At 62.9% G+C, this 21,966-nt stretch carries 19 protein-coding genes; 7 read left to right on the top strand and 12 right to left on the bottom strand.

The features are described 5' to 3' along the window. Window positions 1-110 precede the first annotated feature (110 nt). The 7 genes from B0G71_RS27700 to B0G71_RS27665 form a co-directional block, all read right to left on the bottom strand. Complete coding sequence (locus B0G71_RS27700; RefSeq protein ID WP_116145784.1) at window positions 111-1,598, bottom strand: SulP family inorganic anion transporter; 1,488 nt, start codon at window positions 1,596-1,598, stop codon at window positions 111-113. 249 nt (window positions 1,599-1,847) lie between these two features. Continuing rightward, the gene (locus B0G71_RS27695; RefSeq protein ID WP_106277098.1) at window positions 1,848-2,438 is read right to left on the bottom strand and encodes a YSC84-related protein; all 591 of its coding nucleotides are present in this window, start codon (window positions 2,436-2,438) and stop codon (window positions 1,848-1,850) included. Window positions 2,439-2,651: 213 nt separating this feature from the next. Next, complete coding sequence (locus B0G71_RS27690) at window positions 2,652-4,040, bottom strand: FAD-binding oxidoreductase (protein WP_116145782.1); 1,389 nt, start codon at window positions 4,038-4,040, stop codon at window positions 2,652-2,654. 352 nt (window positions 4,041-4,392) lie between these two features. Continuing rightward, window positions 4,393-5,154 carry a 3-oxoacyl-ACP reductase gene (locus B0G71_RS27685; protein WP_116145781.1) on the bottom strand — a complete coding sequence of 254 codons (762 nt, stop codon included), beginning with the start codon at window positions 5,152-5,154 and terminating at the stop codon, window positions 4,393-4,395. A 785-nt stretch (window positions 5,155-5,939) separates the two neighbouring features. Continuing rightward, window positions 5,940-8,129 (bottom strand): hypothetical protein, encoded by a 2,190-nt coding sequence (locus tag B0G71_RS41495; RefSeq protein ID WP_181916834.1) that lies wholly within the window; start codon window positions 8,127-8,129, stop codon window positions 5,940-5,942. A gap of 255 nt (window positions 8,130-8,384) precedes the next feature. Then, window positions 8,385-9,044: a ligase-associated DNA damage response endonuclease PdeM gene (gene pdeM, locus B0G71_RS27670; RefSeq protein ID WP_116145779.1), complete on the bottom strand. Its 660-nt coding sequence runs from the start codon at window positions 9,042-9,044 to the stop codon at window positions 8,385-8,387. Next, the gene (locus tag B0G71_RS27665) at window positions 9,041-11,686 is read right to left on the bottom strand and encodes a ligase-associated DNA damage response DEXH box helicase (protein WP_116145777.1); all 2,646 of its coding nucleotides are present in this window, start codon (window positions 11,684-11,686) and stop codon (window positions 9,041-9,043) included. Before B0G71_RS27665 ends, pdeM begins: the two co-directional genes overlap by 4 nt. A 218-nt stretch (window positions 11,687-11,904) precedes the next feature. Here B0G71_RS27665 and B0G71_RS27660 point away from each other — a divergent pair, with 218 nt between their 5' ends. From B0G71_RS27660 to B0G71_RS27650, 3 genes are all read left to right on the top strand, one after another. Continuing rightward, entirely contained in the window at window positions 11,905-12,780 is an 876-nt protein-coding gene (locus B0G71_RS27660) for a carbon-nitrogen hydrolase family protein (RefSeq protein WP_116145776.1), read from the top strand. Further along, the gene (locus B0G71_RS27655) at window positions 12,777-13,178 is read left to right on the top strand and encodes an FKBP-type peptidyl-prolyl cis-trans isomerase (protein ID WP_041759096.1); all 402 of its coding nucleotides are present in this window, start codon (window positions 12,777-12,779) and stop codon (window positions 13,176-13,178) included. The genes B0G71_RS27660 and B0G71_RS27655 overlap by 4 nt, the downstream gene beginning before the upstream one ends. Window positions 13,179-13,278: 100 nt before the next feature. Continuing rightward, the gene (locus B0G71_RS27650) at window positions 13,279-13,755 is read left to right on the top strand and encodes a DUF488 family protein (RefSeq protein ID WP_116145774.1); all 477 of its coding nucleotides are present in this window, start codon (window positions 13,279-13,281) and stop codon (window positions 13,753-13,755) included. 33 nt (window positions 13,756-13,788) lie between these two features. On the opposite strand, the gene B0G71_RS27645 is transcribed toward B0G71_RS27650, so the two are convergent. Further along, a complete protein-coding gene (locus B0G71_RS27645) occupies window positions 13,789-14,019 on the bottom strand; it encodes a DUF2964 family protein (protein ID WP_106277115.1) in 231 nt (76 codons plus the stop codon). Window positions 14,020-14,360: 341 nt separating this feature from the next. On the opposite strand from B0G71_RS27645, the gene B0G71_RS27640 reads away from it, so the two are divergent. Then, window positions 14,361-15,434 (top strand): DUF6765 family protein, encoded by a 1,074-nt coding sequence (locus B0G71_RS27640; RefSeq protein ID WP_116145773.1) that lies wholly within the window; start codon window positions 14,361-14,363, stop codon window positions 15,432-15,434. Between the two features lie 27 nt (window positions 15,435-15,461). Here B0G71_RS27640 and B0G71_RS27635 read toward each other — a convergent pair whose 3' ends face one another. Continuing rightward, complete coding sequence (locus B0G71_RS27635) at window positions 15,462-15,698, bottom strand: hypothetical protein (RefSeq protein WP_106277119.1); 237 nt, start codon at window positions 15,696-15,698, stop codon at window positions 15,462-15,464. Window positions 15,699-15,755: 57 nt separating this feature from the next. Next, window positions 15,756-16,055 carry a hypothetical protein gene (locus tag B0G71_RS27630; RefSeq protein ID WP_116145771.1) on the bottom strand — a complete coding sequence of 100 codons (300 nt, stop codon included), beginning with the start codon at window positions 16,053-16,055 and terminating at the stop codon, window positions 15,756-15,758. Between the two features lie 603 nt (window positions 16,056-16,658). Between B0G71_RS27630 and B0G71_RS27625 the strand changes: the two genes are divergently transcribed. The 3 genes from B0G71_RS27625 to cls all read left to right on the top strand — a co-directional run bounded on the left by B0G71_RS27625 (window position 16,659) and on the right by cls (window position 19,416). Beyond that, on the top strand, window positions 16,659-17,498 hold the full coding sequence (locus tag B0G71_RS27625) for an H-NS family nucleoid-associated regulatory protein (protein WP_116123304.1): 840 nt from the start codon (window positions 16,659-16,661) through the stop codon (window positions 17,496-17,498). A 22-nt stretch (window positions 17,499-17,520) separates the two neighbouring features. Then, complete coding sequence (locus B0G71_RS27620; RefSeq protein ID WP_116145770.1) at window positions 17,521-18,006, top strand: hypothetical protein; 486 nt, start codon at window positions 17,521-17,523, stop codon at window positions 18,004-18,006. Window positions 18,007-18,153: 147 nt separating this feature from the next. Next, a complete protein-coding gene (gene cls, locus B0G71_RS27615; RefSeq protein WP_116145768.1) occupies window positions 18,154-19,416 on the top strand; it encodes a cardiolipin synthase in 1,263 nt (420 codons plus the stop codon). Between the two features lie 670 nt (window positions 19,417-20,086). Here cls and B0G71_RS27605 read toward each other — a convergent pair. Both B0G71_RS27605 and B0G71_RS27600 read right to left on the bottom strand, forming a co-directional pair. Continuing rightward, on the bottom strand, window positions 20,087-20,881 hold the full coding sequence (locus tag B0G71_RS27605) for a MetQ/NlpA family lipoprotein (RefSeq protein WP_116145766.1): 795 nt from the start codon (window positions 20,879-20,881) through the stop codon (window positions 20,087-20,089). Then, complete coding sequence (locus B0G71_RS27600; protein ID WP_116145765.1) at window positions 20,878-21,963, bottom strand: formylglycine-generating enzyme family protein; 1,086 nt, start codon at window positions 21,961-21,963, stop codon at window positions 20,878-20,880. The genes B0G71_RS27605 and B0G71_RS27600 overlap by 4 nt, the downstream gene beginning before the upstream one ends. Window positions 21,964-21,966: the final 3 nt, after the last annotated feature.

The raw sequence follows: 21,966 nt of genomic DNA, 5'->3' as shown, positions 1-21,966 counted from the left end.
AAGTTTTGTGTCCCGTTCCGCCGTTAATCCAAAGAGTGACATGAATCGCCGCGGCGTCCGCGGCGGTGTTCACGCTGCCGGAACGACGCAGGCCTGCGCCTGAGCGTACGTCAGGCTAGCGCGATACCGGCGCGGCTCAGCAGGCGCTGGTTGCGTTCGGACAAGTTCTTCATGCTCAATTCCTTGCCGGCTTTTCGATAACGTTCGACCAGCGCTTGCAATGCCGCCAGGGCCGAATGATCTGCCAGCAGCAGATCGCGGCAGTCGACGGTGACGCGCTCGGGATCTTCTACGGGGTTGAAAAGCTCGTGAAAGCGGGTGGTCGATGCGAAAAACAGCGTGCCGCGTGGCGCGTAAATCTTGTCGCCGGCGCGGTCTTCGACATGCGCGTGGATTTCACGAGCGTGCTGCCACGCAAAATTGAGCGCGGCGATCACGATGCCGCACAACACCGCGATCGCCAGATCGGAAAATACGGTGATGACGCTGACCGCCACGATCACCAGCGCGTCGTTACGCGGCACCTTGCCGAGCACGCGCAGCGAACCCCACGCGAAAGTCTGTTGCGCCACCACGAACATCACACCGACCAGCGCCGCCAGCGGAATGCGTTCGATCAGCGGCGACAGGAACAGGATGTACATGAGGATCATCACGCCGCTGACGACGCCGGACAGTCGCGACCGGCCGCCCGAATTCAGATTGATCATGGTCTGGCCGATCATGGCGCAACCGCCCATGCCGCCGAACAGACCCGAGGCGATATTCGCGGCGCCGAGCGCGAGGCATTCACGATTCGGCTGGCCGCGCGTTTCGGTGATCTCGTCGGTCAGGTTGAAGGTCAGCAGCGTTTCCAGCAGACCGACGATCGCCATCAGCACCGCGTAGGGCAGCACAATATGAAGCGTGTCCAGATTCAGCGGGACGCCCGGCATATGCAGACTCGGCAGCCCGCCCGCAATGTGCGCCATGTCGCCGAGCGTGCGGGTCGGCACAGGCAGCCACTGCGTGAAAAGACCCACGCCGACGATCGCCACCAGCGCGGGCGGCGCCGCGCGCGTGAGCCGCGGCAGCAGATAGACGATCGCCATGGTCAGCGCGACGAGTCCGCACATCACGAGCAGCGCGCTGCCGTGCAGCCATTGCTCGCCTTGCGGCGTGCTCTGCCTGAAGTGCGCGAGCTGCGCCATCGCGATGATGATCGCCAGTCCGTTGACGAAGCCGAGCATCACCGGATGCGGGACCATGCGGATCAGTTTGCCGAGCCGCAGCGCGCCGAACAGCACCATCAAGATGCCGCTCAGGATCACGGTGGCAAGAAGATATTGCGCGCCGTGTTGCACGACGAGCGCCACGATGACCACCGCCATCGAACCGGCGGCTCCGGAAATCATGCCAGGTCGTCCGCCGAATAACGCCGTGATGGCGCAGATGAAGAAGGCGCCGTACAGGCCCATCAACGGGTTGAGATGGGCGACCAGCGCGAAGGCGATGCATTCCGGCACCAGCGCGAACGACGAGGTCAGTCCTGCGAGGATATTGCTTTTGATGCCGGGCAGCGTGGCGAGCCAGCCATGAGTGGGACGAGCGGTGTTCATCTTCAGCGAGGTGGGAGGTCCGGGTTGACGGCGTGCATGCAAGCGAGACGCGCGTCCGCAGACAGATGAGTGTCCCGGCCTGGGGCGCAGCGGTGGCCGGGCAAGATTGCAAAAAGCGTGGATTTTACAGCAGTGCGGTCTGGATGACCGGGAGGGGAATTAAGTGGCGGCAGCTTCCGCTGCGCGCCAGTTAGAAATGCCAGACAGCCGGCGAGGCGGCTGTCTGGCAGTGCGCGTGGACGCTCACGTTCAGATCATCAGACGCGAAACCTTGGTGCCTTCGAGCGATACGCCGGCCATCAGTCCGCCGTTCGTCAGCACAAAGGCTTCCACCGGGCTGGTGGCGGTAGAGGTATCGACCGCGCCGTTCGCGCCGATCTTCAGCAAGGCGACGGTGGCGTCCGCACCGGCTGCCCAGCCCTGGCTGCTCGTGAATTTGTCGAGTGCTTCTTGCGTCATGAACAGGAAGATCAGGGCCTTGGACTGTGCTCCGATCTGCAGACCGAACGAGCCCGCGACGGTGCTGTAGTAACCCGCCGTGCGGCCACCCACGCGCAATGCGCCTTCGCCGTATTGGCCGCCGACCCAGAAGCCCGCCGAAATGACGTTCGGGAACACCAGAACGCCGCGCGCCTTGGCCACCAGTTCACGTGAGCCTGTGACGTTCTCGTAGAGACGCGACAGCGTGGAATCGACCCCGGCATTGATGCTGTCCCGTTTGCCCGCGTTGGCCGAAGGCGATGCGCTCGAGGACGGCGACGTGGTCGTGCAGCCGGCAAGGCCGAGTCCGGCGGTGGCGAGCGCGGCGCTGGTCGTCATGATGAATTGTCGTCTACGCATGATTGTTTTCCTTTTGCGTTATTGGTGTTATGAAAGTGGCGTTGTTCATTGTCGTTCAGGCGGTAGGGGCGTGACGCCGACAAGCCCGTACGCTGATTGCTAACCAGCACATACCGTGCCCGACCCCGCGGTGCGCGTGTTCAGTGCTGGTGCGGCGCGCGTGGGCGGGGCCACGCGCGAATTGCCGGCGGCCGTTACCCCGCCTGCTCATTACTACACCGACGGCCGGATGTTCTGGTTGTGACGGAACAGGTTGCGTGGATCGTAGCGGTTTTTTACAGCGACGAGGCGTTCGTAGTTCGGCCCGTACGCGTCGGCGACGCGTCCGCCTTCCTCTTCCGTCATGAAGTTGACGTAGACGCTGCCCAGCGCGAACGGCGCGGCGGCATCGAAAAATGCGCGGGCCCAGCCTACGCAGCGCTCGTCATCGCTCGCATCGTCCCAGCGGCCGTGCACGTTCATCGCGTACACCGTGTCGCGGCTCGAATAGGCGGTGGCTTCGACTGGCACGCTCCGGGTCTGCTCGCCGATCTGCCCGAAGAAAATCTCGCATTGCGGCGACGGGAGGTTATTAATCGCGTTGAGCAGCGCGTCGATGAGGCCGTCCGGAATGTCCACCAGATTGTGCGATTTCCAGTAGTTGCGCGCGCCCGGCGTGAGCAGCGGGTCGAACGCCTGTTGCCACATGGCATACGGCATCGGACCGAGATGTTCGCCGAGCGGCGTTCCGAAAGCGCGGACGAATTCCACCGTGGACGGACCGCTTTCGACGGCGCCGGTATAGTACATTGCGAAGACGATCACCGGCTTGCCGTGGACTTCGGGCGGCAGAAACGGCAATGGTGGCGCGAGCCGCAGCACGGCCCACACGCTCAGTTCCTTCGGCATCGCGGATTGCGCCGCGCGGTATTTGAGCAGGGCGTCCCTTGCCTGCTCGATCGGCAGGACCACGAGGCCGGCGTAGACCAGCGGCCCGACCGGATGCAGGACGAACTCGAAGCGCGTGACGACGCCGAAATTACCGCCGCCGCCGCGAATCGCCCAGAACAGGTCTTCGTGCGAATCGGCGCTTGCGTGGACCAGTTCGCCTTCGGCGGTGACGACGTCGGCCGACACCAGATTGTCCACGGTCATGCCATATCTGCGGCTCAGCCAGCCGAAGCCGCCGCCGAGCGTCAGGCCCGCGACGCCGGTGGTCGAGTTGATGCCGAGCGGCGTGGCGAGCCCGAAGGCCTGCGCTTCATGGTCAAAATCGTGCAGCGTCGCGCCCGGTTCGACATACGCGCGACGCGCCGCGGGATCGATCTGCACCGATTTCATCTGCGACAGGTCGAGCACGACTCCGTCGTCGCACAATGCGCTGCCGCCGATGTTGTGGCCGCCGCCGCGAATCGCGAGCGGCAGGCCGTTCTCGCGCGCGAAGGCCACGCCCTGGCGCACGTCGGCAACGCCCGCGCAACGCAGGATGATCGCCGGATGCCGGTCGATCATCGCGTTCCAGATGCTGCGTGCTTCGTCGAAGGTCGCGTCGCCGGGTAACAGAACCTGACCGCGCATGGCGGTTTTCAGTTCGTCGACGGCGCTGCTGGACACGTTAACCATGGCTCAATCTCCTGAGATAGTGGGAGAGATTCGCAGAACACTATTCAGCTGACCAAAGCAAATTGGAAGTGTCCTGAAGGCTTGTTTGCGTTCAGTAAACGAGCCTGCCTTCTGAAGTCAAACGAAGGTAAACCCGCGTTTTTTGCCGGTTGAGCGCGCGGGCTGGCGCGGCAAGCTTGCGGGAGCCTTGACGGTGGCGAAGACCTGCCCGGTGCCACGGATGGTGGAAATGCTTCGGACAAAGATACTGCGGGAATGTGTTGGGTGCGCCGCTGCGTGGTGGGTGCGCAGCGACACTTCCCGGTCCGGGTCGCCGGCGCGTGGGAGCGCGCGCGAGTGTCGAGCAGACCGCTTAGCTCTTCACGAGGCCGCCGTCGACGATCAGATTCTGGCCGGTCACCGCGCGTGACCACGGCGACAGGAAGAACAAAACCGCATCCGCGAATTCTTCCGGTGTCGTGACGCGGCGCACTGGCGTGGAGCTCGCGATCAGATCGAAGACGAAATCCGGCGTGGCCGCGCTCGCGTCGGTGGTGCGCAGCAGTCCGCCCGACACCATGTTCACCGTGATGCCGTCCGGACCGAGGTCGTGGGCAGCGGTGCGCGTGAGCGACAGCAGCGCCGCCTTGGCCGCCGTGTAGTCGTGATAGGGAACGACGGGGTTCTGAAACAGATTGGTGCCCACGTTGACGATGCGGCCGAACCCACGCGAACGCATGCCGGTAACGGCCGCCTGAATCGTGTTGAGCGCGCCTTTGAGCGAGCCGTCGAGTTGCTGCTGGAAACGCGCCCAGGCGATGGAATCGATTTTCGGGCGAGCATCGCCATCGAACCGGAAGTCGGCCAGCGCGTTGTTGACCACCGACACGATGGGTTGGCCGGTTTGCAACTGCGCTTTGTCAAACAGGCGCGCGACGGCGGCCGCGTCCGTGACGTCCGCTCGAAGTGGCAGCACCCGATTGCCGAATTCCTCTTTCAGTGCGAGCGCGGATGTTTCGCTGTTGCGATAGTTGACGACCACACTCGCACCTTCGCGTAGCAGTGCGCGCGTGATCGCCGCGCCGAGTCCGCGAGCGCCCCCCGTGACCAGCACCCATTGTTCGGATAGAAGCATCTTTGTCCTGTTATCGATCGAGTTGCGATGCTCGTATTGTCGCCCGAATCGGAATTCGCATCCGGTCCGTGCGATGGCGCATATATCGCTAACGAATTCATAAAGGGAGTGGCCCTGAGTTTGCGCGGCAGTCGGAATGCGCGGCGGACCGAAAGTTTTTTGCGGCGAGTAGGGCGACTGGTCCGATGGCGGACTGCTTTTTATTCACTCGACGGTCTTATGCGTTGCCGAAGCGCGGGGGTGATCATGGCGCTGGGTAAATAGTCCGAGTTGCGCCGTCTGTGTGATTGCACTCACTCCTGCATGGGCAACTTCTGTTTTGTGTTCGGATGCACACGTATGTGAAGCATTTGAACCATGGTCGCATGGTTAGTCTGATCACGTGGATTGAAGAAAATGTAAAAAAATAATAGTTTGTACTGCGTATCTATGGAAGAAAACTTTCTCCTATTTATAAAGCTGGTAATTGAATTTCTCTGACAGTTCAGCTGCGCAATTCATCGTAAAAACCGTGGCGATATCGCACTGCGTGGGGTAACGCACGGTCGCTGAATGGCACTGCGCATAACTTCAACGTCCATCAGGCCCAGCTGTGCGTTTTCAAAACCGGGGTTCGCGCACAGCCAGTTGTCCTCTCTCGAATCACGTTGAATCGGACCGGGGTTTTCCGTGCGAGAGATGCCGAAAGTCATGTGGTTTTAGCGTGACGCGAGGCGATGACGACCGGGCGTTGAGGTTTCATTTTTAACAGTGAACAGAGATTCGCTTGTTACCAGGGCCGGTCGCTAAAAGCATATAGTTAGGAGAATGAAATGAAAAAGCAAAACGGGGACGCACTGGTGCTGGGGACGCGCCGGGCGGTATTCGCAGTTGCTGTGAGTCTGTATGCGGCGATGGCGGGTGCGCAAACTGATCCGGCCGTGTCGGCCGCGCCGTCGGTCAGTTCGAACGTGATGATGTTGACTCAGGCGTTGCCGGATGATTGTGCGGGCACGCCCGGCTGCATCCGGCAAAGCAGAAGCCTCGTGATGCCTGGTGGAAGTGGCTTCGCCGCGGGTGGGGTGGGGGCGGTAGCGGCCGGGGGCACGCAAAGCGGCGGCGGGACTTCGTCGACCGGGACGGCTACTGCGGGCAATAGCGGCGGGAGTGGTTCGGGCTCGTCGGGACTGGGTTCCGGGAGCACGGGCAGCGGCAGTGGTAGCGGCGGAACCGGCACCGGAGGTGATGGCGGCACTGGCGGGGATGGCGGTGACGGCGGCAGTGGAGGTGACGGTGGCGGCGGCGACGGCGGCCATGGTCATGGCCATCATGGGCACCACGGTCATCATGGCCACCACGGCGATGGCGGTCATCATGGTGACGGCGGTCATGGCCACGGCCATGGCGGCGACGGTGATGGAGACGGCGGCCATGGAGATGGTGGTCACGGCGATGGCGGTCATGGTCACGGTGACGGCGGCCATGGTGACGGCGGTCATGGAGACGGCGGTCACGGCGACGGCGGTCATGGAGACGGCGGCCATGGTAATGGTGGCCATGGTGACGGTGGCCATGGTGACGGTGGCCATGGTGAAGGCGGTCACGGCGACGGTGGCCACGGAGAAGGCGGCCATGGTGACGGTGGCCATGGTGAAGGCGGCCACGGAGATGGCGGTCATGGCGACGGTGGCCATGGCAACGGCGGTCATGGTGAAGGCGGTAACGGTGACGGTGGCCATGGCGACGGCGGTCACGGCGATGGCGGCCATGGAGACGGTGGCCATGGCGACGGTAGCCACGGAGATGGCGGTCATGGTGACGGTGGCCATGGCGACGGCGCTCACGGTGATGGTGGTCATGGAGACGGCGGTCACGGCGATGGCGGCAAGGGCGGGAACGGTCCTGGTGACGGCGGTCATGGCAACGGTGGCCATGGAGAAGGCGGTCACGGTGACGGCGGCAATAGCGGAAACGGTCCCGGCGCGGGCGGTCCCGGCAATGGTGGTCACGGCGACGGCGGCAAGGGCGGAAGCGGTGCCGGCGTAGGTGGGTCGGGCAATGGCGGTCCCGGCGCAGGTGGCCCGGGCAATGGCGGCAAAGGCGGCGGCGGTCCCGGCGCGGGTGGCTCGGGCAACGGCGGTCCTGGTGCAGGCGGCCCGGGTAACGGCGGCAACGGTGGCTCCGGCAATGGCGGCAAAGGCGGCGGTGGTCCTGGCGCGGGAGGCTCGGGCAACGGTGGTCCTGGCGCAGGCGGCCCGGGCAACGGCGGCAACGGTGGCAACGGTGGCTCCGGCAATGGCGGCAAAGGCGGCGGTGGTCCTGGCGCGGGTGGCTCGGGCAACGGTGGTCCTGGCGCGGGTGGCTCGGGCAACGGTGGTCCTGGCGCGGGTGGCTCGGGCAACGGTGGTCCTGGCGCGGGTGGCTCGGGCAACGGCGGTCCTGGCGCAGGCGGCCCGGGCAGCGGCGGTAACGGTGGCTCTGGCAATGGCGGCAAAGGCGGCGGCGGTCCCGGCGCGGGTGGCTCGGGCAACGGCGGTCCTGGTGCAGGCGGCCCGGGTAACGGTGGCAACGGTGGCTCCGGCAATGGCGGCAAAGGCGGCGGTGGTCCTGGCGCGGGTGGCTCGGGCAACGGCGGTCCTGGCGCAGGCGGCCCGGGCAACGGCGGCAACGGTGGCTCCGGCAATGGCGGCAAAGGCGGCGGTGGTCCTGGCGCGGGTGGCTCGGGCAACGGTGGTCCTGGCGCAGGCGGCCCAGGCAACGGCGGCAACGGTGGCCCAGGCAACGGCGGCAAGGGCAATGGCGGTCCTGGCGCAGGCGGCCCGGGCAACGGCGGCCCCGGCGCAGGCGGCCCAGGCAACGGCGGCAACGGCGGCCCCGGCGCAGGTGGCCACGGTCACGGCGGCGACGGTGGCCCCGGCGCAGGTGGCCACGGTCACGGCGGCGACGGCGGCAAGGGCGGAAATGGCCCAGGCGCGGGCAACGGAGGCCAAGGCCATGGAGGCGGCTTCGGCGGCGGCTTTGGCTCAGGCCACGGTGGCGGCTTCGGCGGCCATGGCGGTGGCTACGGCGGTGGCGGCGGAGGCCACGGCGGCGGCAACCACTAACGGAGCGACGTTCCTTCATCGCACGGAGGCCGGGAGACCGGCCTCCCTATCGATGCCAAACGGAGCGAGCGAACGACCATCGTCCTCTCGCTCCCATCTTCAACCTCCGCAAACTAATCGCTCAAAAAACCAGTACGAAATCCCGCGTCACACCACTTCAATCACCCTCTCCTGCACCACCAGAAAAACCTTCTCCTCAGCGACACGACCGTCCTCTCGCGTCCCTCCAGTAAAGCTCCCGAACGCAGGCAACACGCCGCCCGCCGGCCCGAACCGGAAACACGGAACCCGTACCGAATCGTTGCGCGTCGCAATCCGATACACCGGATGCACATGCCCCGCGAGCGCATACGCACCTTCGGCATTCTGCGGGTAATGACACAGCGCCCACGGCCCGACACGCCAGGGCTCCTGAACATACTCGACGTCGAGCGTCGCCGGCAGCGCGCCCGCATGGCGGTCGTGATTGCCTTCGACCAGCACGACCCGCAACCGCGCATGCCGCGCGCGCCAGACGTGCAATGCGTCGAGTGTCTCGGCGCCGTGCGCCTCGCGCGCATGCAGCAGGTCGCCGAGAAACACCAGCATGGCCGGTTCGAACTCCGCGATCAGAATATCCAGGCGCATCAGGTTGTCGGCGGTCGAACCGATCGGCACCGGAATGCCGCGTGCGCGAAACACGGCGTCCTTGCCGAAATGCGCATCGGCGACGAACAGACAACGCAGCGCCGGATCGAACGCCGCGCGCAAGCTCGACAGCACGAGAGGATGCCCGGCAATCTCCACCGGCAACGAAGCAGGCCTCATGTGCGGGCCGCCTTCTCGAGTTCGGCCAACATCCGCTCGACGCGATCCGCGAGCTTCTCCGTGCTGACCTTTTCCCGCAGGCGTCCGACAATCAGCGGAAACGCGAACGGTGTCGGCTTTTTCGGCCGCGTGACGACCACGCGGCTCGCGTTCATGCGTTCGAGCGCAATGCGAATGCGGTGGGCGTCGAGTTCCTGCAGAAGCACTTCATCGTCGGCCTGATTAAGCAACAGATTGCCGCGATCGTGATTGCGAAAGATCTCGTAGAAGAGACCACTCGAGGCCTGCAATTGCCGCGCGCTTTTCTGCTGCCCTGGATGCCCCTGAAACACCAGCCCCGACACGCGCGCAATCTCGCGAAAACGCCGCATCGAGAGTTCCGACGAATTGAGGCTGGCGAGAATGTCGTGATCCAGTTCGTTTGGCGAGAGCAATCCGCTTTCGAGTTGCGCAGCCCAATCGAATGGTTGCGCGGACAACAGTTCGAAACCGTAGTCGTTCATCGAAATAGAAAACGTACCGGGTTTTTCGCGCGCGACGCGCCATGCCAGCAGCGCGCCCAAACCGATATGGGCCGTGCGCCCGGCAAATGGATAGCAAAAGAAGTGGTGCCCTTCGCGCGATTTCACCAACTCGACCACCAGCACGCCCGGCTCGGGCAAGGCCGACCACTTCTGCTGCAATTCGAGCAGCGGCCGCACGGCGCGCATTTCGGGTTCGTCATAGATGCCGGCGGCGGCGCGCGCGAGCATCGTCAGCGTGGCGTCCGCGAGTTCGGAGGAAAGCGGCATACGGCTGCCCGCCCATTGCGGCATGGCTCCGCGCGACGAGGTCGCGCGCCGCACCCACGCGGTCATATCCTGTACGCGGATCAATTCGAGTGCACGTCCGCCGAAAGTAAAAATATCGCCCGGCTTCAGCCGTGAAATGAACGATTCCTCGATCGCGCCGATCCGGCCGCCGGCAAGATAAGCGACATTCAACGTGCCGTTCGCGACGATGGTGCCGATATTGTTGCGATGCCTTCGCACCACATCCTCGCGCGGCACGCGGTACAAGCCGTCGCTTTCGCGCACCACGCGATGATAGTCGGGATACGCGCGTAACGCCGTGCCGCCGCCTTCGACGAAGCCGAGCGCCCAGTCGAACTCCGCCTGCGTCAGTTGACGGTAGGCATAGGTGCCGCGAATTTCGCCGTACAGCTCGCGCGCCTCGAAACCGCCGCCGATCGCCACGGTGACGAGATGCTGCACCAGCACGTCGAACGGTTTCTCAGGCGTTTCGCGGCCTTCTATCTGACGCTTCTCGACGGCTTCGCGCGCGGCGGCGGCCTCGACCAGTTCGAGCGCATGCGTCGGCACGATCGTGACACGCGACGGCCGCCCCGGCGCGTGACCCGAACGGCCCGCGCGCTGCATCAAACGCGCGACGCCCTTGGGCGAGCCGATCTGAAACACGCGCTCCACCGGCAGAAAGTCGACGCCCAGATCGAGGCTCGATGTGCACACCACCACTTTCAACAAGCCGCTCTTGAGGCCACGCTCGACCCATTCGCGCACTTCCTGATCGAGCGAGCCGTGATGCAGCGCGATCAGGCCGGCCCATTCGGGCCGCGCTTCGAGCAGTGCCTGATACCAGACTTCGCATTGCGAGCGCGTATTGGTAAACACGAGCGAGGTCTGAGCTTCGCCGATCGCCTCGGCCACGGCGCCGACCTGGCGCATGCCCACATGACCGCCCCACGGAAACCGCTCAATGGTCTCCGGAATCACCGTATCGACGATCAGTGCTTTCGGCAGCGCGCCATGCACGCTTACGCGTGGCGTCTTCACGGACGCGAGCAGAACATCGGCGGCGAAAGACAGATTGCCGAGCGTCGCCGACAAGCCCCACACCTGCACTTCAGGACGCCAATGCGCGAGACGCGCGAGCGCGAGTTGCGTCTGCGTGCCGCGCTTGTTGCCGAGCAGTTCATGCCATTCGTCGACGATCACCAGCCGCACGTGTGCAAGCACATCGCGCGCATCGGGGCGAGTGAGGATGAGCGAGAGACTCTCCGGCGTCGTGACCAGTGCCGATGGCATGCGCCGGTTCTGCCGCGCGCGCTCGGCCGACGACGTGTCGCCGGTGCGCAAGCCGACGCTCCACGGCACGGCCAGTTCCGCCGCCGAACTTTGCAACGCGCGCGCGGTGTCCGCGGCGAGCGCGCGCATCGGTGTGATCCACAGCACTGTAAGCGGCTCCGGTTGCGTGCGGGGCGTGCCGCGTTTTCGCGCGCTTGACGTGGCTGCGAAGGCGGCCAGTGCGCCGAACCAGACGGCCCATGTTTTTCCGGCGCCGGTCGTGGCATGCAGCAAACCGCTCGCGCCGCGGCCGATTTCCTCCCAGACCTCGCGTTGAAATTCAAATGGTTGCCAACGGCGCGCCTCGAACCATTCGGCGAGTTTTTCGGAAAACGGGCGCTGCGCAGCGGCTTCGTCGATGGAAAAAGGCAGCGGCTCGAAGGCTGGTTCGCGTGCGTCGAGCCGCGCCTGCTGCTCGCGGCTGCGCGGAATCCGGCGCGGCCGGGGTGCACGGCGTCGCTCCGGCGCAGCGGAAGGCGCGGGGACTGTGGTTTCGTCGGAGTCAGCCGGCTCGGTCATCGAAAGCGCTCTTTAGCATCGGATTCGCGTGTCGGCGAACAACTCGAAGGAGGGGATTTCCTATGTGGACCGCTAAACCGCTCAGGTGGTTCACCTCGAATCTTCGCACTTACATGTGGCGCGCCGCTCATGTTTAAATGCCGGGGCATTGCCTGCCGCGATCCAAGGTCGAACGCGCGCGGTCATAACGCAACAGTCCTTTCATCACGGAGCGCACGTTGAATCACACACAGGCATTGCTGCCGCAAACCTCATTGCGAATCGCGGCTGCGCAAGCGCAACCGGTGTGCGGCGATGTCGCGACCAACATCGCCAGAACGGTCGAATTGACCGCTCTGGCTGCCGATGCCGGCGCAAAACTGGTGGTTTTTCCCGAGAAATTCCTGACCGGCTACGAACCCGACCTGATCGCCGGCGATCCCGCGAAATACGCATTCGATGCACACGACGCGCGGCTCGAACCGATCCGGGCCATCTGCCGGCAGCGTGAAATCGCGGTCATCGTCGGTGCGGCGACGCGCGGCGAGGGCGGCCTGCATATCTCTTCGCTCGTATTCAGCCGTGCCGGCGCGCAACTCGATTCGTATCACAAGCAATACCTGTACAGCAGCGAGACAAAGATCTATCGCCCGGGCACGCAAGGCCGCATGCTCGAACTCGACGGCTGGCGCCTCGCACTCGGCGTGTGCTACGACTCGGGTTTTGCGGAGCATGCGCGGCATGCGGCGGTCAATGGCGCGCACGCGTATCTGGTGAGCGCACTTTTCAGCGTGCAGACCGGCTACCATCAGTCGCGCATCTGGTTTCCCGCACGAGCCTTCGACAATACCGTCTACGCGTTGCTGTCGAATCATGTCGGCACCACCGGCGGCTGGGCCGCGTGCGGTGCGAGCGCGATCTGGAGCCCGACCGGCGACGTCATCGTGGAAGCGAGCCGCGAGCGTGCCGACGTGATTACCGCGCTACTCGATCCGGCCGTGCTGGCCGACGTCCGCGAACGCGAGACAGTGCTCGCGGACTTTCGCGCGCGCAGCGAGGCGGCCCATGCGATCCGTTACAATGAGGCGCACCACCCATCTGGAGACTCGCTTTGAAATCTATCGTTGCATTGGTCGCAGCTGCTCTTCTGTCTTCGACGGCAATGGCCGCCGCGCCCACCACCGAAAAACTGCCTTCCGGCGTCGTGGTCGAACACCTCACGCAAGGCACAGGAGCCCAACCGGCTGCCGAAGATGTCGTGAAGGTCAACTACCGCGGCACGCTCGCGAACGGTACTGAGTTCGATAGCTCGGCGAAACACGGTGGCCCGGCCACGTTCCCGCTGAATCGCGTGATTCCGTGCTGGACGCAAGGCGTGCAGAAGATGAAAGTGGGCGGCAAGGCCAAACTGACCTGCCCGGCAGCGACCGCTTACGGTGATCGCGGCGTCGGCGTGATTCCGCCGAATAGCGATCTGACCTTCGAGGTCGAACTGGTCGGCATCGTCAAATAAGCAGCACGACGTGAACTGAGACTGAGCCCCGCTCCGAATTTCGCAGCGGGGCTTTTCTTTTTCCGGGCACTGCGTCTGCCCACTGCCAAGTACTCCCGCAATGAAGCGCGAAAACAATCCCGTACAGGTGGCCAGCATCGGATTTACCGGCAAGACGGCCCAGCAATTTTTCGATCTGCTGAAAAACGCCGAGGTGCGGACGGTGCTCGACATTCGCCTGAGCAACACGTCGCAGCTGGCCGGTTTCGCGAAGAAACAGGATCTGCCTTTCTTTCTCGACAAGTTGTGCGGCGCTGCTTACCAGGAAATGCCTGAGCTGGCTCCGGAGCCCGACTTGTTCAAGCGCTACAAGGCCGACGAACTGACGTGGGGCGAGTTCTCCGCGGCCTACATCGAGCTGATCGCCAGGCGCCGGGTGGAAAGCAATCTGGACGTCGATCTGTTCCGCTCGGCATGCCTGCTTTGCAGTGAACATTTACCTCACCATTGCCACCGGCGGCTGGCGCTCGAGTATCTGAACTCGCATTGGAATAGCCGCCTGAACATTACCCACCTGTCGCAACTGCCCGTTCGATAGCGGCGTCTTTGCGCAACTGGAGAACGCCGGATTTCACTCGGACGGCGCGAAAAGCATCGAGATATAAACGATCGTGGAGACGACCGTAATGCCGACTCCGATGAAAACTTTGGTGCGATTGAATTCGAGTCCGCCGTTAATGGCCACGCAGATGCCCACCACGGACGCCAGGGTGCCGATCGTGGCCAGCAAGACGTGAAGCTTGCTGCGTATCAGCTTGCGCCGTTCCGGACTGGCGCCTTCTTTCCACTTGTCGAGTTTCACGGGGATTGTCCTTTGCGTTAGCGTGTACTGAGCCCGAAGGTTTGGACGGGAGAGTGGTGCGGTCCGGTTATGCCCTTTCGCATTACGAATGGTTTCCAATGGCACACAGCATAGCCGAGCTGCCGGACAGTGCAAATAATAAAAGCGGAAAGATTGTTGCAAGTCTATTTGGCGGCGCGCGCGCGTAGCGGACTCGGCCCGAAACAGGGCGGCGAACGTTTTTTTAAAGTCCTGGTGCGTTCGGTCGTCTACTATCTACTCACGCGCCGACACGGCATCCCCCTCGCTGCGCAGTCCAGAATCCCCCCGTCGTCATTCGTCGCGCTTCAGGAGCGCCAGCCATGAATATCGACTTTCACTACGGTGTCATCTATATTGCCGCCCGCGTGGCGGGGATGCCGGCCGACCACGCGATCACCGTGGCGCACGCCTGCCAATATGTGGACGATGCGACGACCGCGGGCATATTACGCTTCAAGGGCGGCGAGACGTTCGAACGCTTCGCCACCGCCCACAAGTTGTTCGATTACGCCACCACGGAGGACGACAAGAACCGCCTGGTGTGGACGCCCTTTCATTTCCTGCCGGCGGCCGAAGGCTCGACGTTGCACGAGAAGGCCGTGTGCCGGCCGGATAGCGCGGTCGCGCGCGAGGTGGTGCGGCGCGCCATCCTGCGCCGGGACACCGAAACGGGACTGCATCGGCTGGGCGTGACGCTTCACACGTATGTCGATACATGGGCGCATCAGGGGTTTGCCGGGATCGAAAGTCCGTGGAATCGGGTTCATCTGCTGGAAGCTCAGGACTGCACCCGCAAAGGCTGGTTCGCCAAACTCAGACTCGCTACCGAGCACCTGCTCGAACACATGGAGGAGGATGTGCTGACCGTTGCGCTGCCGGTCGGTCACGGTGCTGCCTTGCACTATCCTGACCAGCCGTGGGCGAAATGGCATTACATCGACGGTAGAAACGAGTTCGTCCAGCGACACAATCTGCCGGATTTCGTGCAGGCAGCCCAAATGGCGTGCCGCGCGGTGCGTGCCTATCTGGGGGGTCGGCAAGACTTCGAGAACCTGCCCGGCATGCCGGACGATGTGACAGACGTGCTCACGAATCTGCTCAATACGAACCGACTCGAGGACGACAACGATCGCTTGCGGCACATTTGCCGCGTCGTGAAGGCGGGCGGCATTCCGGGTTTGAAAGAGTCGATTCCGGACTATGTGCCAAAAGGTCCCGGCTCCTGGAAGTACATGGCCACCGGGTTGATGTTCGGCGACGATACCGGCGAGAAGCCCGAGTGGACGAACGCTTTTGAGAAAAGCGATTACCGTCTATTTCACGACGCGGTCAAACAGCACCGCTTCGTGACCACGCAGGAGATTCTGCCCACGCACGGATTGCGGATCGCCTGAACGGGGCGCGAGCGCCCCGAACCCGGGTTATTGCAATCTGGCCTGCTGACGTTGCGCAGCCTGTTCTTCCGCATGCTTTTTGGCCATATGCCGGCCGACCAGACAGCCGCCGACCGCGCCGACCACCGCGTGATGTCCGGCGTAGTGTCCCGCCACTCCGCCTACAACTGCCCCCTTCATGCAGCCGGCCGCGTTTGCCGTGCCGACCGCGGCCGAAGTGAGCGCCACCGCCGCGAGGGCGGTTCTGATGTAACCAGCTTTCATCTGAAAAGTACCGTGCAATTAAAGAGGGGTTCTAACATGGTGCTATACGGCGTCATTTCAATAGCCATTCCAGTGCCGTTCACGCCATTCATGTTCGCGCCAGTGCTCGCGGCGCCATTCGCGTTCGCGCCATTCACGACGTTCGCGCCATTCGCGTGCATGCCAGTCACCGTAGCCGTAGCCGCCGTAAACAACCGGCACCGGGGCCGGGCCCCGCGCGACATAAACGGGCGGCGGCGGTGCAACCACGCCGACTGGAATACCGACTCCGACCGCCACATCCACGTGTGCCGAGGCTGCCGACGATGCCGCCAGCACTGCCAGACCGAATACCGCGCCGATGATCTTCTTGTTCATTTGCCTTCTCCTTGCATATCGAAGTGCGGTGCTTCCGATTGCCTCAGGTTCACCCTTGCGGGTTTTCCAGAGCTTTGCGTCGAGTTACGGTTTGGAGTGTAGAAGGGCGGTCCGGACACAGGTGAAACAGCGCTGCGAGATTGGTAACGCGGGGTTACGACGCTGCCGGATAGCGCATTGCCTCTCGGGAAGCCCGCATTTCATGGCTGAAAAAAGTGTTTTTATAAGAGCGGGCGGACGCGCGAACGTACTCAGGCAATAAAAAATGTACTACTGCCCTTTGAATCTCCTAATGCTTGCCTATAGTAGAAGCGGCTCTTGCCGCGATGCACGGGGCCGCCTTTCAGTGCGACACAATGCCGTCGTCGATCGCCTGCCGGGAATTGGAAAGGCGGCTCAGGAATTGGAAAGACAGTAAAAGGGAAGGGAGAGTGGCAAAGGAAAAAGCCGGAAAAGTGTGGCGACGAAGTAAAGAACCCGAAAAGTTCGTACTCCACCGAATGCATGATCGACTCAGAGTCGTGTTTTTATAGCCACGCCGATCTGCCTTTCTCGCGTCATTCGTGGCATAGTTCGATCGATTACCACATAAGGAGCAATCAAATGCCCACATTAGAGCAAATCCAGGCAAAGCTTAAAAAGCTTCAGGCGCAAGCTGACGTCCTTCTGGCCAGGAAAGCGCAAGTCGCGGTAGACCAGATTCGTGATCTGATGCTCAAGCATGGCCTGACTACCGCGGATATCGAAGCCAAGGCAAAAGCCCGGCGCGCCGCGAGAGGCTTGAACGGCGGTGGCAAGGCGAAAGCCGTGAGCTCCGGTAAGTCATTGGCAAAGTACCGCGACCATAAAACCGGTGCGACCTGGACGGGCCATGGCCGCGCGCCGGGTTGGATTGCCGGCGTGAAAGATCGCGCGCAGTTCCTGATCGAAGGCGCGAGCGAACTGAAGTCGGCGGCGAAGAGTGCTGTCACCCAGGCGAAAGGCAGCAAAGGTCAGCCGAAAGGTGCGCAACCGCCCAAGTACATCAATCCGAAAACAGGAGCAACCTGGAGCGGCCGCGGCCCGGCACCGGCATGGCTTGCCACCGTCAAGGACCGCACCAGATTCCTGATCGATAGCGCCTCGGCAACTGTGGCGGATGCGGGTCACAAAGCCGCGAAGAAGGCCGGCAAAGTGAAATCGGCGGCAGCTAGCGGCGTAGTGAGCAAGAAAGCCGCAGCCCGAAAAGTCGTGGCAAAGAAAGCAGGCGCGGCCAAAAAGACGGTTGCAAAGAAAGCCACTGCGGCAACTAAAAAAGTAGCAGCAAAGAAGGGCGCGGCGAAGAAGAGCGTCGTGGCCAAGGCAGCCAGGAAAGCACCGGTTCGCAAGGCCGCCGCCAAAAGAACCGTCGCGACGAGTGCCGCGGCTACGCCCGCAGCAGCGCCGGCGTCAGCTGGCGCATGAGCGCAACCGAGTCGTAAAGTAGATGACCCGTACGCTTGAATCAACCCAGCAGGAAGACCAGGTCGTCCTGCTGGACTCCGTTCCTTATCCGGCAGAAGATGCCGCCGAACCCTTTATCGTCGCGAGTGACCGCCGGGTCATTCTCTCTTATCCGATTGCGGAGTCCGACTTCGAGCGGTTCGGACCATTCGATCCCGACGACGATCCATTTTGCGCGGTGCTATTTCCGGACGCCGTATTTCATCGTCTGGGTCCGCCGGGCGACGCCGATCTCGAGATTCACCCGCTCGCCTCGCAAGGTCTCACCGGCTATTCGGTTCATGAAGTCATGAATTCGTCGCTGGCCACCGAGCTTGCGGCGGTGGCATCGACAGGCCCCGCGCTGCGCCATTTCGTCATCACCTTTCAGGCCTCCACATTCGAATGCGTGGCGTCGGACTATACGGTGGTCGGTGTCTACGGCGCAGGTGAAATAGCCAGCCGGGAAGCGTTCTCACTGGTCAGGTAATGAGATGGAGTAGCAAGGTGCGGGCCTGCATTGGGCACGCGCAATGCGTCCTGCGTTCGTCGTAAAGGCCGGGCCGAGGTCCGGAATGTTCGTCAAACCGCAGGACGTGCACGCGACGCGTCCCGCCGATTAGCATCGAGGCTACGCATGCTGGCGATTCCGATTACTGCTTTCGTCACGCTCGTCATCATCCTGGTGATTGCCAATTTATCGAGCGGCGAGAAGAAGATCGAGCATAAGATCGATCGCCTTTACGCCAGCGACGATCCGCAATTCCTTCGCTCAATGGGTTTGCTGCTTGGGCCGCCGGTCATTTCGGGTAATCGCTTCGAGATGCTGCTGAACGGCGACCGCATTTTTCCTTCGATGCTGGAAGGCATCCGGTCCGCACGTCGAACGATTACATTTGAAACTTTTATCTATTGGTCCGGCGAGATTGGCGAGCAGATTGCGCAGGCGCTCGCGGATAAAGCGCGCGAGGGCGTCGCCGTGCATGTGCTGCTCGACTGGGTCGGCTCGTCGAAAATGGATAAGCGCTATTTGGATATGCTTCGCGATGCCGGCGCGGAAGTGATTCAGTATCACAAGCCCCATTGGACCGGCCTGGGCCGCATGAACGATCGCACGCACCGCAAGCTGCTGGTGGTCGACGGCCATATCGGCTTTACGGGCGGTGTGGGTATTGCGCCGGAGTGGACCGGCCACGCCCAGGATGAAAAGCATTGGCGCGATACGCATTTCCGCGTGGAGGGTCCGGTGGTTGGCCACATGCAGGCCGTATTCATGGACAACTGGGTCAAGGCAACCGGCAATGTGCTGCACGGCCCAGCCTATTTTCCCGATGTCGAGCCAATGGGTGACGGCCTCGCGCATATGTTCAGCAGCTCGCCCTCGGGCGGCAGCGACGACATGCAGTTAATGTATCTGATGGCGATCACGGCGGCGACGCACTCCATTCATCTGGCGAGTGCCTATTTCGTTCCCGACAAGCTGACCATTAACGCGATCGTCGAGGCGGCGAAACGCGGCGTGAAAGTGCAGATCATCATGCCCGGAAAACGGATCGACACGCATACTGTGCGGGAGGCATCGCGTGCGTGCTGGGGCGATCTGCTCAGAGCCGGCGTGGAAATGTACGAGTATCAGCCGACCATGTTTCACTGCAAATTGCTGGTGGTGGACGAATACCTGGTCTCAGTCGGCTCGACCAATTTCGATAGCCGTTCGTTCAAACTCAACGACGAAGCCAATCTGAACATCTACGACCGCGACTTCGCCAGGCAGCAAACCGCTGTTTTCGCCGACGATATAAAGAAGTCGCAACAGATCACGCTCGAAGCATGGATGCATCGGCCGTTTACGGAAAAGCTGATCGAGAAGTTTGTCCCGCTGCTGGATTCGCAGCTCTGACGAATCTTCTGATTACCGATGCGCGCCAGAGAGATAGGCTTCGATAGGTGATAGAGAAGGGGGCGCGCCGCTTTCCACTTCCATGGCAGGCAGCGGTGTGCCAAGAAGCGATTTTGCACGTTGAGCGCGCGGCGGCGGCGCGCCAAAGCGTCCGTCGCATTCGCGTCTTTTATCTCGCTTTCCGCGGTCATTAATACGGCGTCCGCGCGCTCACCTTCCTGAATGCAATCGGTGCCGAGGTACGCGGCGCTCTGATTGCGTCCAGCTAGCAAGAGATGTTGCAACGTATCCGGTACGAGCGGATCAAGTGGCACCACTTCGCACGTGACCGGCTTGTCGTTCAGATGCAGGGTGCAGCGTCCGTCGTCAGCGAGTGCGGGGCAGCGTGCCAGCGAAGGGTAATCGTAGCCCTGCGTCATGATGCTGAAGATGTCGCCGGTTCGATAGAGCAGCCTGTCCGCAATCGAATCGAAGGCGGCGATATCGGCCTCGTCGAGCACGGCTTCACGCTGGCCGACGCGCAACCGCTCACCCACGCGCCTGCGCGGCGCGCGGCCGATTGCGAGGCAGCCGATGAACCGGTCGCGATGCCGGAACAACTCGGGTAGTGCCATAGCCGGCGGACTATTGCAGCATTTGCCGCACGCCGTGCACGCGAACGAGAAAGCGTTCACCACGGCCGGCGCACCGAGTCCTGATAGCGCATCAGAATGAAATGCGCGACGTCGTGCGAATGATAAGCGGCCACCAGTTGCGCAACCCACGGCTGAGTGCGGTCGGTGTCTCGCACCGTCAACACATTGGCATAGGGCGAGCGCGCATCTTCGAGACCGAGGCTATCGCGCGCCGGGTAAAGACCCGTGCGCGCCGCGTCGTCGCTATCGATCACGGCGAAGGCTACGCTGTTCAATGTGTCGAACAGTCGTGCGCGCGGCACCTGGCGGATCTGCAGATTCAGCCGGTTGTTCGTGATGTCGGCAAGCGTTGCATGCAAGCCCGCCGTGTCCCTGAACGTCAACAGCGTGAAATTCTGCAGCAGGATCAATGCGCGTGCAGTTCCTTCCCGGTCGTTGGGGATCGCGATCGTCGCGCCGCGTTGCAACTGGCCGAGGTTGGTCAGTTTGCGCGAGTACAAGGCGATCGGAAACGTCACGGTGGTGGCGACGCTCGTCAACGGAAAGCCGTGCTGTTTGCGCTGCGCTTCGAAGCGTGGCTCGTCTTCGAAGCTCGCCGCATCGATCTGTTTCGCGGCCAGCGCGGCGTCGATACGCTCGGGCTGATCGAATACGACCACATCGAGCGTGAGGCCGCGACTGGCCGCGACGCGGCGCACTTCGTCCATGATCTCGGCATGCGCGCCCGCGCTCACCCCCACTTTGATGACTTGCGGCGCTGCAGCCTGCACGTTCTGAACCATTGAAGCGACAACCAGCAGCGCCGCCGTCACGAATCGCCGAGCCTTCATGACGCGTCCCTTAGCACCGTGCGAAAACCGATATGCGACGCGGGCAAATCCGCTTCCTGCTGTTCGCGCGACGCCGCCCGATAGCGCACGCAATAGTCGCGCGAGCATAGGAACGAGCCGCCTTTGATGACCATCGGCGTGTCGTGTTTGCGGCTGAGCGGCGCGACCGCCGCGGTGTCGCCGTTGGTGTGCGACTGGTGCGGACCCGTGTAGACATCCCTGGTCCACTCCCATGCATTGCCGATCATGTCGTAGAGTTTGAAGTCGTTGGCGGCATAGCAGCCAACGGGCGCGAGACCGACGTGACCGTCCTCATTCGTATTAAGCACGGGGAACACGCCTTGCCAGTAATTCGCGCTCGGCTTGCCGTGTTCGTCGCGCGGCGCGGTGTCGAGGTCCGCGCCTTCGCGGCCTGCTTTGCCCGCGTATTCCCACTCGGCCTCGGTGGGCAGATCGCGGCCCAGCCAGCGCGCGTAGGCGAGCGCGTCGGCCTGCGTGACCATCGTCACGGGCTGATTCAGACGGCCTTCGAGCGTGCTGCCGGGTCCGGTCGGATGATTCCATGCGGCGCCTTTCACCCATGTCCACCATGCGAGATCGCGCGCATTCATCTCATCGCGTGTCGGCGTGTGAAACACCACGGCGCCGCCCTGGCGCTCCGAATCGCTGACGTAGCCCGTCGCCTTCACGAACGCCGCGAACTGCGCATTTGTCACATCGGTCTGATCGATCCAGAAACCGGCGACGCGCGTCTCGCCGTCGCCGGCGGGACGCTCGTCTTCGTAACCGAGCTTGCTGCCGAATACGAAGTCGCCGCCACGCAGATGCACCATGCCGGCTTTCGGATCGTCGCGCCAACGCGAGGGTAAGCCGGCGTAGCGCTCGCATTGCTGCTCGGAGCCGAGTGCGGCCAACGGGCGCGACGTGTTGAGTTCATCGAACGCGCCTTGTTTGCCAACGCCGCTAAAGACCGCCGAAGCGGCCGTCGCGGCGGTAAAAGCGGCGGCGAACGCGACCGTGGCGATCGCGGCGTAGATGCTGTACGGCGCCGCGTTGCTCTTCAACCTGAATCTGACGGTCATTGC

Origin of the sequence: Paraburkholderia sp. BL27I4N3 (assembly GCF_003386115.1) — a bacterium.
Lineage (GTDB): Bacteria > Pseudomonadota > Gammaproteobacteria > Burkholderiales > Burkholderiaceae > Paraburkholderia.
Note: the sequence above shows the minus strand (reverse complement) of the source record. Positions and strands in the feature narration are given on the sequence as shown.